Genomic DNA, 13,860 nt, shown 5'->3' with positions numbered 1-13,860 from the left:
TGCTTATACTCGCCAATCTCAGGCCCTCCAAACGCGTCACTACACCCGGAGTCGCAACTTGTCCGAAGCACTGAACGAGACGGCCACACGCGCACGCTATGGCCTCCCGTGCAATGTGTCGCACTTCGTGGTGCAACCACCGATGCGCTGACAGGGCCATTGGGGCAAGCAGTGGCACGCTGGCCGCTCACGTCAGAGGGCAGCCCATCGACAAAACTGCAACGCGCCTATCTACGGCCCGTTCACCAGCTTCAGGATCAACTGGTGAATATTGCCGCCGTCGGTCAGTTCGACCTGGTCGAAGTCACGGCTGCGCTGGCGCTGTGCCTGGGAGAGCGCGCCGAGGCGCTCGGTCATTACTGTCCGGATTTTGCGGCATTTCGGGTCATCAGGAACGGTGAGCCCCAGGGTTGCGGCTTCGATCGCGCGCACCATCTCCTTGATGAAATCGCCATGTACGAGTTCGTGCTTGCGCACGCCGTCGATGAAGATCTCCCAGTTTTCGCGCGTGCCTGCGGGCAGCGCCCTTGCCGGCTTCGGCAAGGTATAGGTGATGATCAGCTTCGGCTTTGCCGTCGTCAGCACACAGGCGCCGGCCTGCTCCTCGTATTTCCGCGTCCAGGTCAGCTTGAAATTGGTATGGGCGATCGCCCGGCCGAGCCCGGCCTTCGGACCGCGTTCGCCGATCGAGGCATAGAGCTCCGCGCCCGTCTGACCGGTGACGATGTAGGGCGCTTCCTTCTCGATCGGCTGCCATTCGGCAAAAACGATGCGTGGCGCAGACACAAGGCAAAGGGCAACAACACCCAGGCAAAGGCTTTTGTTCAATCCGACCCCTCGAAGCTTGCCCATCTCGGCGCACGATTCCTGACCGCATTCCTTAAACGCGAATCGGCTGAAGGCAACAGGTCAAAATGCAAAGGCACCGCAAGCCGTCTGGGCGCGCGGTGCCTTTGTCGTCCTATCCGGTCTTTGGCGTCCCGTCGTGGGAGGTGCAATGGGGCGCCAATCGACCTTAGTTGACGGCCGTCAGCGTCATCGACGTGCCGGTTGCAGCGAGGTTGAGGCCGATCTGGCCGGTCACGCTGACCGTCTGCAGGTGAATGGAACCGGAGGTGCCGCCGACGAGGATGTTGGCACCGATGCCGGCGCCGACCGTCGCTTCCGCCGTTGCGCCCTGATAGAGGCCGCCGAGCGAGCCGCGGTGGTAGCCAGCGGTCGGCGCGAACACGGCCCAGATCAGGCGGCTCTGCGTGGTGAAGCCGACGTCGACACCCATCTTGCGGATCGCGCCGGAATAGTGGTCGGAAGCCTCGGCCCCCATCGTCGAACGGAAGACGCAATCGACTTCCTTGGCCGAACCGAGCACATAGCCGACGCCGCCGGCGATGTTGCAATCGAGGTAGCCGATCTTGACGCCGTTGCTGGTATCGGGCTCGGGCTGCGGTTGAACTGTCGCAAGATCAGCCGCATTGGCGGCGATCGCGCCAGCGAGAACCAGAGACGCTGCGGACACCTTCACGGCAAAACTCTTTTTCATTCTTGTCTCCTTCTCGGAACGTCAGAAATGATTGGCATTTAACCGGCGGCACGCGAACTCAAGCACATAGCGCACGCTGCAGGAACAATCAGCCATAGCCCGGCATCGGGCAATTCCGTGGCAGGGCACTGCACAACGGGAAAATCCGCTGGGTTTCCCCAACAATCACCAGGGATTGTGATGTAAAAGCCACGACGAGGCCCGTCCGGAGCATCTTTCCGGTGTCGAACCAGAGGCAAACGTGGCGAAACGGGGCACATCTGCCCGTGCAGGAGCATGTCGAGTGGTGTTGGTCGGGCGGCATAGCCGCCGCCCGACCAAAAGGTGGTTGCCTCAGGCCTTTGCGGCCTGGTCCAGGAAATCACCGGCGACGCGGGCAGTCAGCGCCAGCGAAACGGCGCCGGCGTCGGGGTGGCCGATGCTCTTTTCTGCAAGCGGGCGGGCACGGCCGAGCTTCGGCGTCAGGCCAGAGGTCGCCTCGGCGGCGTCGGTCGCGGCCTTCGCCGCAGCCTTCCAGGCTTCGGTCAGCGCCCTGCCGGCGGCGAATTCGCGTTCCAGCGTCTCGGCGAAAGGCACCAGCGCATCGACGAGGGTCTTGTCGCCGACGCGGGCGCGGCCAAGGCGCGTGACGCCGTCGAGCGCGCGCCGGGCACCGTCAACAATTGCCGTTTCATTCGGCGCTGCCTCGTCGCTGAAGGCATTGCTCCAGGCCCGCAGCAGCAGACCCCAGATCGCACCCGACGTGCCACCGGCACGATCGGCCCAGGCGTCGCCGGCCGCAGCAAGCACGCTCGCTGCTCCGGCGCCGGCAGCAACGGCAGCTTTCGCCGCATCGTCGGCCGCCGCCGAACCGCGGCGCATGCCCTGTCCGTGGTCGCCGTCGCCGGCAAAGGCGTCGATGCGGCCGAGTTCGTCCTCGGCCTGCTTCAGGGCTTCGGCAAGTTCGCCGATCAGCCGTGCGATGCACTTGCCGCCTTGCCTGGAATCGTCGGAGGCCGCACCAAAGGAAACCGCGCCGTCATCGTCGCTCAGCACATCGGTTGCCGGCTCGGTGGCGATGATCGGCCCCTTGCGCAATGCCGGCGCGTCGCAGGCCGCGCGCCAATAGGTTTCAAGCTCGTCGTTCAGCCACATCAGCGTCAGCGAGCAACCCTGCATGTCCAGGCTGGTGACGAACTCGCCGCATTCCGGATCGACTATTTCAAGGTCGGCGGCCTTCAGTTCCTTTTCGATCGCCACCCAGAGGACGAAAAGTTCTTCATACTTGGTCGAGCCGAGACCATTCAGAAGCGGCGCAACCTTGCGAACGCCAGCCGGGCGCTCGGCGAGAAGCTTGCCGACCAGCAGTTTGGCGAACTCGCTCGCCGAAACAATCTTCTCTTCGCGGATGCCCGGCTCGCCGTGAATGCCGAGGCCAAGGGCCATCTCGCCCTTCGGCACGGAGAAGAGAGGCCCCTTGGCGCCCGGAAGCGTGCAGCCGCCGAAAGCGACGCCGAAGGACACCGTGCGGTCATTGGCAAGACGGGTGACGCGCTCGACCTCGTCGAGCGAGAGGCCCGCTTCGGCGGCAGCACCGGCGACCTTGAAGACGACGAGATCACCGGCGATGCCGCGGCGCTTGGCCGGCGTTTCGGCCGAGGCGCTGGCAACGTCGTCGGTGACCGGCACGATGCGCACGTCGATGCCTTCGGCGCGCAGGCGCTCGGCGGCAACGCCGAAGTTCAGCACGTCGCCGGCATAGTTACCGAAGCCGAGAAGCACGCCGCCGCCCTGGTCGGCATGGCGGCAGACGCGGGCCACGGCTGCGGTGGACGGCGAGGCGAAGACATCACCGGCAACTGCGGCGTCCGCCATGCCGGGACCGACATAGCCGGCAAAGGCCGGATAGTGGCCGGAGCCGCCGCCGACGACGACCGCAACCTTGCCCTTCGGCACCTTGGTCGAGCGGACGACGCCACCCTTCACGAGCCGGACATTACGGGCGTAGATCGAGCTGAAGCCGGCAAGCGCGGTGGTCGCAAAGTCTTCCGGTGCGTCAAAAATGGTGGTCATCGCGTCTCTTCCCTTAGTCGCGAGGCAGAATGCGCCTCAGATAATCCCGATTGGCGGCGCTGACGGAGAGGCCGTCGCCACCGTAATGCTCGCAGAGGAACGGGCTGTTGAAGCCGTGCGCCAGCGCCATGCGGATCGCGGCACGGTAGCTGATGACGCCGAATTCCAGCGGTGCCGGATGGGTGACGACCAGGCCCGATGTCTCGTCCTCGGTGCGGTAGTAGTTCTTGACGTGCCAGTACTTCGCAAAAGGTGCGACCTTGGCCATCATCTGCTGCCAGTGTTCTACCGGGCGGTGAAGACGCACGAGGTTGCCGAGGTCGGCGTTGATACCGACATTCGCCAATCCGACGTCGGTGACGAAGCGCACCGCGCTGTCGGCGGAACCGATATAGGTGTCCTCGTACATTTCGAGCGCGAGCTCGATGCCGAGTTGCTCTGCATGGCGGCCGAGTTCGCGGATGCGCTGAACTGCCTTCTGCCAGATTGCCGGGTCATCGGGGTTCTTGACGCCATCGACGGTCCAAAACCACAGCGCCTTCTTCTGCGCTTCGGTGAGCGGACCAAAGAAGCCGAAGGAGACGGAGCCCGCTCCGATCGCGGCAGCCGTGTCGATCACCCGGTGACCATAGGTCAGGTACTCGTCGCCGAATTCCGGGTCGATGACACTGCGCCGCGCAGTCGAGATCGCCGGCGTGGTCAGGTCGAGTTCGCGCGTGAGCTTGACGAAGTCGTCAAGTCGCGACGGCGAAAGATCGGCAAGCCGGATCCAGCTGTCGGTCGGGTCGAGGGCGGTGAAGCCGGCATCGACGACATCGGCGAGCGTTTCGGCCCATTGTTCGACCGATTGGTCCTGCACCGAACTGCCGTCGGCAAGTCCGTTCGGATACTGGATCATGGCGGCCGCGATCGGCCACGTTTCCCGGTTCCATTTGCGCGCTGTGTTCGCCATGGCACTCCTCACCGTTCCTCGAATTTCTGGGTTGGTGCGGCGGCTCCGTCAAGCCGCCGCGCTGCCGTCGCCATGCGGGGGAGCCGCATCTTGGCTGCGCTTGCGGGCCAGGCCGATCAGCCCGAAGACAAGCGGCGACAGCAGGAGCGCCAGGGCGAGTGCCATCAGAGAAGATACCAGCGGGTTCGACCAGAAGATCGTGAGGCTACCGCCCGAAAGCAGCATCGACTGGCGGAAGGCGTCCTCGGCCTTGTCACCGAGCACCATGGCAAGCACCAGCGGCGCCAGCGGGTAGTCGAGCTTCTTGAAGACATAGCCGAGCACACCGAAGCCGATGACCAGGAAGATGTCGGAGACCGAGTTGGCCACCTGGTACGCGCCGGAGAAGATGACGGCAACGATGATCGGACCGATGATCGCAAACGGCACCCGCAGGATCGAGGCATAGAGCGGCACGGTGGCGATCACCAGGAACACCGCGACGACGTTGCCGAGATACATCGAAGCGATCAGGCCCCAGACGAAGTCGGGCCGCTCGGTAAAGAGCATCGGACCGGGCGTCAGACCCCAGATCATCAGGCCGCCCATCATGACGGCGGCCGTTGCCGAACCGGGGACCCCGAGCGCCAGCATCGGCAGCAGCGCCGAGGTGCCGGCCGAGTGGTCGGCGGTTTCAGGTGCGACGACGCCGCGGGGGTCGCCTTTGCCGAACTTCGACTTGTCGCGCGCCGAACGGCGAGCAACGCCGTAGCTCATGAACGAAGCGGCAGTCGGGCCGGCAGGCGTGATGCCCATCCAGATACCGATGATCGTCGAGCGGAGGATCGTAAACCAGTAACGCGGGATCTCAACCAGTGTGCGGCCGATCTCGATGAGCTTGACGCGCGCCTTGATGCCCTCGAAGCGCAGGCCCTCCTCGGTGGTCAGCAACAGTTCGCCGATGCCGAAGAGCCCCATGACGGCGATCAGGAAGCTGACGCCCTTGATCAGGGTCGGAATGTCGAAGGTCAGGCGCAGGTCGCCTGAGATCGTATCCATGCCGACGGAGGCAAGTGCAAAGCCCACCATCATCGAAACGAGCGTCTTGAAGGGCGATTGCGCGCCCATCGAGATGAAGCTGGCGAAGGCGAGGAAATAGACCGCGAAGTACTCGGGCGAGGAGAAGCGCAGCGCGAATTTTGCGACCCAGCCGGAAAGCAGCGTGATCATCACGACGCCGGCGAGCGCGCCGATGCCGGCAGAAACAAAAGCGAGCGTCAGTGCCCGGCTTGCCTGCCCGGCTTTCGCCATGGGATAGCCGTCGAAGGTGGTCGCCACCGACGAGGGTTCGCCGGGAATGTTGAACAGGATGGATGTCGTCGAACCGCCGAAGAGTGCACCCCAGTACATACAGGAGAGCAGGATGATGGCCGAGATCGGATCCATCGAGAACGTCAGCGGCAGCAGCAGCGACACGCCGTTCGGCGCGCCGAGGCCCGGCAGCACGCCGACGAGAATGCCGAGCGTGACGCCGATCATCATCAGCAGGATATGGTTCCAGCTAAGGATATGGCCGAAGCCATCGATCAGAAGACCGATATTTTCCATGTTGTTCCTCCCGGGCTTAAAGCGCGTCGCGATCTTTCAGATTCGCTTTGCGCTTTAAGTCTTTGATTTTCTTCCTGTCGTTATCGCAAAACCGCTGTGCACTTTTGCACGACATTCCTTAGGCGGTCGGGATCAGTAGATCCCGAACCAGGCCTCGATCGGTCCCTTGAGCAACGGAACCTTGAAACCGATCTCGAATACGATGAAGAAGAACAGCGAAACGGCGACACCGGACGGCAGCGCGATCCACCATTTGTAACGCCCCTGGAAGAGCATTGTGCCGGCAATGTAGAGCGCTGTGCCGACATAAAGGCCGAGCCAGGCGGAAATGCCGGCAAAGGCGACCAGCGGCAAAAGGAACGACGCCACCACCTTGGTGCGGTGCCCATCGATGAAGATCTCACCAGTGCCGCGGTGTTTCAGGAAGGCGTGGATTGCATTGGCGACGCTTCCAAGAAGGATCAGAAGGCCGACATAGAAGGGAAAGTAGCCGGCCTCGGGTCCGAACTCGGTCCATCCCGCGCCGATATCGAGAGACCCGTAGCAGACCGCCGCGCCGAAGACGCCGGTCAGCGCGGCGACGCCAAGCTCAACCGCGAAGCGGGAGATCCCATTCGCACCGTTCTCGCTCATGATCGTGACCTTTCAAAGCGAATGACGGGCGCCTCTGCATCATTCCCCCACAGGAATGATGCAGCCTTTTTGAAGTTCTGCAGCATCCGTTGCGCGTCATACCTGACGCGCGGCGCTGCAGAGGCACCCGTCCCCATCTCCCGCCGCTTAGTTGGCGAGCCAACCTTCGCGCTTCAGCACTTCGCCGACGGCAGCACCATCCATCTCAATGGCGGCCTTGAAGTCGTCACCGGCGATGTAGGACGGCGACTGCGAGGTATCGGCAAGGTACTTCGCCCATTCCGGCGTTTCGGAAACCTTGCGCATCAGGTCGGCATAGAACTTGACCACATCCTGGTCAACGCCGGCCGGCAGCCACACGGTGCGCGGCATGGAATAGTTGTCGATGGCGATGCCCGTTTCCTTGCAGGTCGGAATGTCGCTCCAGCCCTTGTCGCCGGCAACCTTGGCGTCATTCGAAAGCTTGACGCTCTTGAAGACGCAGAGCGGCTTGACCATGCCGGCCTGCCACTGGCCGAGGTTCTCGCTCGGATTGTTGACGTTGGCGTCGAGATGCTCGCCAGCGAGCTGAACGGCCGCTTCGCCGCCGCTCTTGAACGGGATGTAGTTGATCGTCGCGCCGGTCGCCTCGTTGATCATCGAAGTCAGGATCTGGTCCACGTCCTTCGACTGGCTGCCGCCGATCTTCAGGCCGCCTTCCTTGGCCTTGGCGGCGAAGTCGGCAGCGGTGGTGTAGGACGCCTTGCCATTGACCCACAGAATGAACTCATCGGAGGCAAGGGCTGCCACCGGCGTCAGGTCTTCAGCCTTGTAAGGAACCTTGGCGCGAACCGGCAGCAGGTAGGCGTTGTTGGTGCCGAACGCCAGCTTGTAGGCGTCGCCCTTGTTGGTTGCCGTATAGACGAAGCCTTCGGCGCCGCCGGCACTGCCCTTGTTGGTGACGACGACAGGCGCCTTCATCAATTCGTACTTGCCGATGATCGCCTGGATCGTGCGCGCGAAGATGTCGGTGCCGCCGCCCGGACCAGCCGTGACGACGAATTCAACCGGGCGGTCGGGCTCGAAGGCCGAAGCTGGAGCGGCAACGCCGAAGGCGGCTGCCATGATGCATGCGAAAGAGACAGATTTCTTCATTTCGGGTCCTCCCGTTTTGTGGTTCTGCGGCGCAAGACCTCCTCCTGCGCCGTTATTGCTTGAAAGTGCGCGAAATCAGGCAGCAGCCTTGAGAGCGGCCTTTTTCTTCGCCATGCGCACCGCAAGCAGCAGTGCTTCGCGGCTGGCGCCAACATCGGCGATCCCCTTGCCGGCGATATCGTAAGCGGTGCCGTGGGCCGGCGTGCAGAGCGCGAACGGCAGACCACCCATCATGGTCACACCCTTGTCGAAGCCCATCAGCTTCATCGCGATCTGGCCCTGGTCGTGGTACATGGTGAGGACAGCGTTGTAGCCTTCCTTAAGCGCACGACCAAAAACCGTATCGGCCGGGAACGGCCCCTCGACGTTGAAGCCGAGCGCCTTGGCCTTTTCAACGGCCGGCTCGATGATGTCGATCTCTTCCATGCCGAAGCTGCCGCCGTCGCCGGCGTGCGGGTTGAGACCGGCAACCGCGATCTTCGCCTCTTCGTAACCAGCCTCCTTGAGGCAGGCCCGGGTCAGCTCGAGCTCGGCAATGATGCCATCGACCGAGAGATTGTCGGCCACTTCCTTGAGCGGAATGTGCGAGGTGACGCGCGCATTCCAGACCTTCTCGAGAACGTTGAACTCGCGAACCTTGCCGGTGAAGCCGAGAACGTCGGCAACGAAACGGATCTCGTCGTCATAGCCCGGATAAGCGAAGCGCATGGCCTTCTTGTTGAAGGGCGTGAAGCAGACGGCGTCCGCCTTGCCGGCGTGCGCGAGTGCAAGCGCAGTGCGGAAGTTGCGGGTCGCAAAGGTTCCGCCCGCAAGCGTCGCCTCGCCGCGAACCACGTCTGCTGGGTCGAGATGAGCGAGATCGACGAAAACGTGGCGCGACATGCCTGCGTTGTCGAGCCCTTCGAGCGTCGACGGCTCGAGGTCGAGCGTCACGCCTGCAGCCTTGGCGCCCTCATCCAGGATCCGACGATCACCGATGGTGATGATGTGCGCAGCTTCGCGGATGTCGGAAAGCGCCAACAGCTTTGCCGTGAGCTCCGGGCTGATACCCGCCGGATCGCCCATCGCGAGCGCAATGACAGGACGCGCGCCGTTACCGGCAGCACCGTTGGTCGTCATGAGAGATGTCCTCCGCTTCATTCTTTCGACCGTCGTCATACGTTATTCAAAATTCTGCATCAAGTCTTTTGTATTCTGTATGCAGCATTTTCTGTTGACGATGGGAGAGCCGGTCTCCATGCTTTAATGAGACAGCGCTGATTCAATCGGTGCGAACGGGAACAGACGGCCGACATCCAGTCGCCAGGTGCAGAAGCAAAACAATGAACGAAAACACATCTCTAGAGAGGCGGCCGGATGGCGGCCCAGGCCCGATCCGGCGGACTGCGCTGCACGACACTTTGGTCAGCCACCTGCGCGACATGATCATCGAGGGAGACCTGTCGCCAGGCACGCGGCTGCACGAAGGCCAGCTCGGCGAGCAGCTTGGGGTATCCCGCACGCCGTTGCGTGAAGCCATCAAGTATCTTGCAAGTGAGGGGCTGGTAGAGCTCGTCCCGAGCCGCGGCGCCATCGTCAAGCGCTTCAGCGGCAAGGACGTGCACGACATGCTGACGGTGTTGCAGACGCTGGAGGAGCTTGCCGGAAAGCTCGCCTGCGAAGCGGCAAGCGATGCCGGCATCGCCGAAGTGCGCGCGCTGCATGACGATATGGTCCAGCGCTACAAGGCCGGCGACCGCCTGCAATATTACAAGCTCAACCAGCAGATCCATTCGGCCATCGTCCAGCTTGCGGCAAACGCCGCATTGGCCGACATGCACGGCGTGCTGCAGACTCGACTGAAGCGCATCCGCTTCATCGGCCACGAGGGCCCGGAGAAATGGGCGGCGGCCGTTGCCGAGCATGAGGAAATGATCGTCGCGCTGGAGGCCCGCGACAAGGCAAAGCTCTCCGAGGTTCTCGGCCGTCACCTCATGAATGCCTGGGAGCGCGTCAAGACTTCCGTCTGACCGAGGCTCGGGGCTCCAAGCGATGACCGCTCAGAAGCCGCGCATCGTAGGCCACGTCCCTGTTAATCCAAGCGTCGAAGGCTGGCTGCCGACAACATCAGCTATACCCAAGCATAGCAGGGCGCGATCCGGAGCCCGGATGCAGGGAAATATTGCCGTGATACCTGTCGCCTGAACAATACACATCACTTGGAAAATAAATTCGAATATTCGAACACTATTGACTTTTGACGCGCCCGAATTTCACTGGCTCCAGGTGGCTGGAGGCGGGGAATAAAATGGGGCGACAAGGGCGTCGAGTACTGTTCGCAGCGGCGGCAATACTCTGTCCTGGAACGGTGCTCGCGGATCCACTTCCGCGAACGCCGCCGGTCGCCGGATCCGTCATCGCCCGAAAATCCGGCGAAGAGGTCCGCTTTGTCGACGTCTCGAATTGGCGTTTCGTCGACCTCGCCCAGGATCTGCTTTCCGGCGATGTGCTGCGCACCAATACGACTGGCGCACTTGCCATTCTGTTTTCCGATCACACCCAAGTACGCCTCGGCCGCAACACAGCGCTCAGGGTCAAGCACATGGGAACGGACGGTGACACCAATCTCGAGCTGGAATCGGGCACGATCTGGGCCCGCGCCGAGCGCGGCGGCCAGGGTCTCGCCATTGATACGCCGGCAGCGACAGCGGCCATCCGCGGCACCGACTGGACGCTGACCGTTGGCCCTGATGGCAAGACCTCGCTCATCGTCCTTGAAGGCGTGGTCGAACTCAGCAACGCGCAGGGCAGCGTCACTGTCGCCCAAGGGGAAGGTGCGGTCGCCGCGATCGGCAAGGCGCCGTCGAAGGTGGTGGTGGTCAACCCGAAGGATCGGGAACAGATGCTGTTCCATCTGTCGCTGCGCGACTCCTTCGTCTGGATGCCGGCGACCCCATTGCGCCTCCCCGACATGCGCGACGAACGCCAACGCATCGAGGCCAAACCTGCCGGGGCTCGCTCGACCGAAGAATGGCTGACGCTTTCGGAAATCTACCTCTCGCTTGATGGTCGCCAGAAGGCGCAGGCCGCCCTGGTCGAGGCGCGGCAGCGGCGGCTGAGCGGAACGCAACGGGCGCGTGCCGATCTCGTCGATGCCCTGATCGCTGGTTCTGAGAATCGCTACGACGAGGCGGCCAGGCTCTTTGCGCGCTCGGCACGCGGGCTCGATGCCAAGAGGCGCGCCATCGCTGCCTACGGCGGCTATTTCGCCCGCTCCCTTGCCGACCCCGACCGGGTCGAAGCTCCGCCGGGGCGCACGGCCGGTGCTTACGGCGCGATGGCCAAGGCCTGGACCAATGGCTTTCGCGACGACATCCGCGCGGCAATCGAGACGCTCAAGCAGGCCGAGCGCCAGTACCCGGACGATCCGACGTTGCCGGCTGCCCGTGCGCGTTTCGCTCTCTTGCTCGACGATCGTGCGCAGGTGCGCGACGGGATCGAAAAGGCGCTTGCCATCGACCCCGAAGATCCGACGGCGCTTGAAGCCCGCTCCGACTATCGCTTTCACTACGAAAACGACCTGGAAGGGGCCCTGGCGGATTTGCAGCGCGGGCTGAAGACGGCCCCAGGTTCCTCGTCGCTCTGGAATGCGCTCGGTCTCGTCCAGGGCGAACGGGGCGACGACCGCGCAGCGGAAAAGGCGTTCAAACAGGCGATCGCGCTCGACCCCAACGACCCGGTGTCCCACGCGAACCTCTCGATCCTATACCTCGATGAAAATCGCATGAGCGAGGCGAAGGCCGAGATCGACGCGGCCCTGGCCGCCGACCCATCCTTCGACGTGACGCTTGTCGCCCGTGGTCGCTACCACATGCAGACTGGAGAGCTGGACAAGGCGCTCGCGGATCTCCTGGCGGGATCGACCGCCAATCCCGCCTACTCCAATGCGCAGCTGCTGCTGGCGGGCGCCTACTACGAAAAGGGCGACCGTATTCCCGCCGCGCAAGCGCTCGACAATGCCGACCGGCTCGATCCGAATGATCCTGTCGTCATGCAGATGCGCACGGCGATCGCCATCGACGAATACGATTCCGATGCGGCGATCCGCTATGCGCAGGAACTGATGCGTCGCACCCGGGCACGCGGCGGCGAGAGTGCCGCGCTTGGCGCCAACCAGGACGCCGGCTCGACGCTCAACGACGCCTTCCGGCTGCAGGGCCTGAATGCGTGGGGGCAATATTACGGAGACGCGGTCTTCGATCCGTTCACCGGGTCGAGCTATGTCGACCAGGCGGTGCGCGGCAGCGTCAACCCCTTGTTCAACGACTATGATTTCGACGGCAGCCCGGTCGTCAACACCGCCAATCCCTTGAGTTTCTCCGCCTTTTTCCAGGGGCTGCTCATCGAGCCGCATATGCTCGTCAGCCGCGAGCGCTCGGCAAATATCGTCCAGCGGCCGTTCTTCGAAGCCGCACTTGGCGGTGGGATCATCGCCGACAACGACCACACGGGATGGATCGGCGAAGCTGAACTTAGGGCCTACAACTACTCGCCCTTCCCGATCAGCGTCTATGGCAATATCCGTTGGGAGGAGCCCCGCGACACGATCGATCTTGGCCAAGGGCTGGAGCTTGATCGTGATACGCGCCTGCTCGGGGGCAACGGCTACCTGACAGCCTCCCCCACGCCTGACGACAGGATTGTCGCCTACGCCAACTATGCCGACTTCGATGATGCCAAGAGCATCTTCGATATCCCGGATCCGCGCGCTGTACCTTTCGGCCTCGATGCCCTCAACGACGACAGTTCGTCACGGCTGATATCCGGCGTCGCATGGAGCCACACATTCGGCTACCGCAACATTGCCAACGCAGCTTTCTTCTTCTCCGACCAGAATTCCGTCGAAAACGAGCGCATTCGCCTCTCGGGTCTGCCCTTGCCCGACCTTGCCACCAGCCGAAGCGAAGAGGAACAGAGGACCTACGTCGCTGCCGTCAATCACCTCTATGGCGATGGCGATTTCACATGGCGCTATGGCATCGAAGGCGGCGTCGTCAGGTCGTCCAGCACTTTCGACATCTTCGATCCGCTCGGAGCGACGACCGGAAACACCCCCCTTATCGCATCGACCTCGACGTCGGCGAGCCAAACGGTCGCAAAGGCCTATGTCGACACGATCTATGAGATCACGCCGGACCTGAAGGCGGAAGGCGCGCTCTTTGCTCGCTACATCGAGGGCGTCAACGATGGCGATATCCGTCTTGAGCCGAAGCTTGGCATTGCCTGGGCGCCGGCGGAAGGCCATTGGCTGCGGGCAGCGGCGATGCGCGATGGCCTGAACTTCGATGTCGCAACGCTCGCCCCTATCGGTATTGTCGGCCTGCAACCCAACCAGCTTCGCTTTGGCCCGGAGGGTTATGCCGATACCTTGGCGTTGCGGTGGGACGCGGAATGGAACGACTGGTTCTTCACGGCCCTGGACTATCAGCACCAGGAGGTGCGCGAGCTCGCGCTGGATCTCCCGCTATCCACGATCAATCTCGACTATGCGAAGGTCGGCATCGACCGGGTTGCCGCAACCACCAACTTTGCGCTCGGCTACGGCTTCGGCCTGGCGCTAACGGCAGCCCATACGGAGGCAGACGTCAAGGATAGCAGCCGCGGGTTCGCCGAACTGCTGTTCGTGCCTGAAAATACCGCACAGGTGGCGCTGACCTGGGTCAATACCGCGAACATCAAGGCGACGATCGCCGCCAACTATGTAGGCTCGCGGCCGGGGGACGGCCAGACGCTGGACGCCTTCTGGACGCTCGATGCATCGCTGAAATGGGAGCCATTCGACAAGCAGGTCGAAGTCGATCTGGCGGCCTTCAATCTGCTCGATGAAGACTTCGACCTGCGCGACGGCCTGCCGGGCTGGGGGCCGACGTTCAAGGGCACAATCAAGGTACGGTTCTGACGGAGGCGCGTGTCGCGGTGCAGG

10 protein-coding genes are annotated in these 13,860 nt (G+C 63.0%); 2 read left to right on the top strand and 8 right to left on the bottom strand.

Translation table 11 applies throughout. The features are described from left to right. Window positions 1-231 precede the first annotated feature (231 nt). From BBX50_RS02610 to BBX50_RS02575, 8 genes are all read right to left on the bottom strand, one after another. The gene (locus BBX50_RS02610; RefSeq protein WP_065773757.1) at window positions 232-852 is read right to left on the bottom strand and encodes a DUF922 domain-containing Zn-dependent protease; all 621 of its coding nucleotides are present in this window, start codon (window positions 850-852) and stop codon (window positions 232-234) included. 163 nt (window positions 853-1,015) lie between these two features. Then, window positions 1,016-1,540, bottom strand: coding sequence for a DUF992 domain-containing protein (locus BBX50_RS02605; protein ID WP_065773756.1), 525 nt, complete (start codon window positions 1,538-1,540; stop codon window positions 1,016-1,018). A gap of 333 nt (window positions 1,541-1,873) precedes the next feature. Beyond that, window positions 1,874-3,592, bottom strand: a complete 1,719-nt coding sequence (locus BBX50_RS02600; protein WP_065773755.1) for a dihydroxyacetone kinase family protein — start codon at window positions 3,590-3,592, stop codon at window positions 1,874-1,876. Between the two features lie 13 nt (window positions 3,593-3,605). Then, on the bottom strand, window positions 3,606-4,544 hold the full coding sequence (locus BBX50_RS02595; protein ID WP_065773754.1) for a sugar phosphate isomerase/epimerase family protein: 939 nt from the start codon (window positions 4,542-4,544) through the stop codon (window positions 3,606-3,608). 48 nt (window positions 4,545-4,592) lie between these two features. After that, on the bottom strand, window positions 4,593-6,131 hold the full coding sequence (locus BBX50_RS02590) for a tripartite tricarboxylate transporter permease (protein WP_065773753.1): 1,539 nt from the start codon (window positions 6,129-6,131) through the stop codon (window positions 4,593-4,595). Between the two features lie 132 nt (window positions 6,132-6,263). Next, window positions 6,264-6,764, bottom strand: a complete 501-nt coding sequence (locus tag BBX50_RS02585; protein ID WP_065773752.1) for a tripartite tricarboxylate transporter TctB family protein — start codon at window positions 6,762-6,764, stop codon at window positions 6,264-6,266. Window positions 6,765-6,911: 147 nt separating this feature from the next. Beyond that, the gene (locus BBX50_RS02580; RefSeq protein ID WP_065773751.1) at window positions 6,912-7,898 is read right to left on the bottom strand and encodes a tripartite tricarboxylate transporter substrate binding protein; all 987 of its coding nucleotides are present in this window, start codon (window positions 7,896-7,898) and stop codon (window positions 6,912-6,914) included. 75 nt (window positions 7,899-7,973) lie between these two features. Further along, window positions 7,974-9,017, bottom strand: coding sequence for a 4-hydroxythreonine-4-phosphate dehydrogenase PdxA (locus BBX50_RS02575; RefSeq protein WP_065773750.1), 1,044 nt, complete (start codon window positions 9,015-9,017; stop codon window positions 7,974-7,976). Window positions 9,018-9,220: 203 nt separating this feature from the next. Here BBX50_RS02575 and BBX50_RS02570 point away from each other — a divergent pair, with 203 nt between their 5' ends. Together BBX50_RS02570 and BBX50_RS02565 are read left to right on the top strand one after the other, a co-directional pair. After that, window positions 9,221-9,907 (top strand): GntR family transcriptional regulator, encoded by a 687-nt coding sequence (locus BBX50_RS02570; protein ID WP_065773749.1) that lies wholly within the window; start codon window positions 9,221-9,223, stop codon window positions 9,905-9,907. A gap of 278 nt (window positions 9,908-10,185) precedes the next feature. Then, entirely contained in the window at window positions 10,186-13,836 is a 3,651-nt protein-coding gene (locus tag BBX50_RS02565) for a FecR domain-containing protein (RefSeq protein ID WP_065773748.1), read from the top strand. Window positions 13,837-13,860 lie beyond the last annotated feature (24 nt).

Source organism: Ensifer sp. LC11 (assembly GCF_001695835.1).
GTDB lineage: Bacteria > Pseudomonadota > Alphaproteobacteria > Rhizobiales > Rhizobiaceae > Ensifer.
The sequence above is the reverse complement of the archived record's forward strand: the minus strand, read 5'-3'. Positions and strand labels throughout refer to the sequence as shown.

Coding starts and splice junctions, on each gene's coding strand:
- BBX50_RS02610 (WP_065773757.1), bottom strand. CDS start 852: ATGGGCAAGCTTCGAGGGGTCGGATTGAACAAAAGCCTTTGCCTGGGT.
- BBX50_RS02585 (WP_065773752.1), bottom strand. CDS start 6,764: ATGAGCGAGAACGGTGCGAATGGGATCTCCCGCTTCGCGGTTGAGCTT.
- BBX50_RS02595 (WP_065773754.1), bottom strand. CDS start 4,544: ATGGCGAACACAGCGCGCAAATGGAACCGGGAAACGTGGCCGATCGCG.
- BBX50_RS02580 (WP_065773751.1), bottom strand. CDS start 7,898: ATGAAGAAATCTGTCTCTTTCGCATGCATCATGGCAGCCGCCTTCGGC.
- BBX50_RS02600 (WP_065773755.1), bottom strand. CDS start 3,592: ATGACCACCATTTTTGACGCACCGGAAGACTTTGCGACCACCGCGCTT.
- BBX50_RS02605 (WP_065773756.1), bottom strand. CDS start 1,540: ATGAAAAAGAGTTTTGCCGTGAAGGTGTCCGCAGCGTCTCTGGTTCTC.
- BBX50_RS02590 (WP_065773753.1), bottom strand. CDS start 6,131: ATGGAAAATATCGGTCTTCTGATCGATGGCTTCGGCCATATCCTTAGC.
- BBX50_RS02575 (WP_065773750.1), bottom strand. CDS start 9,017: ATGACGACCAACGGTGCTGCCGGTAACGGCGCGCGTCCTGTCATTGCG.
- BBX50_RS02570 (WP_065773749.1), top strand. CDS start 9,221: ATGAACGAAAACACATCTCTAGAGAGGCGGCCGGATGGCGGCCCAGGC.
- BBX50_RS02565 (WP_065773748.1), top strand. CDS start 10,186: ATGGGGCGACAAGGGCGTCGAGTACTGTTCGCAGCGGCGGCAATACTC.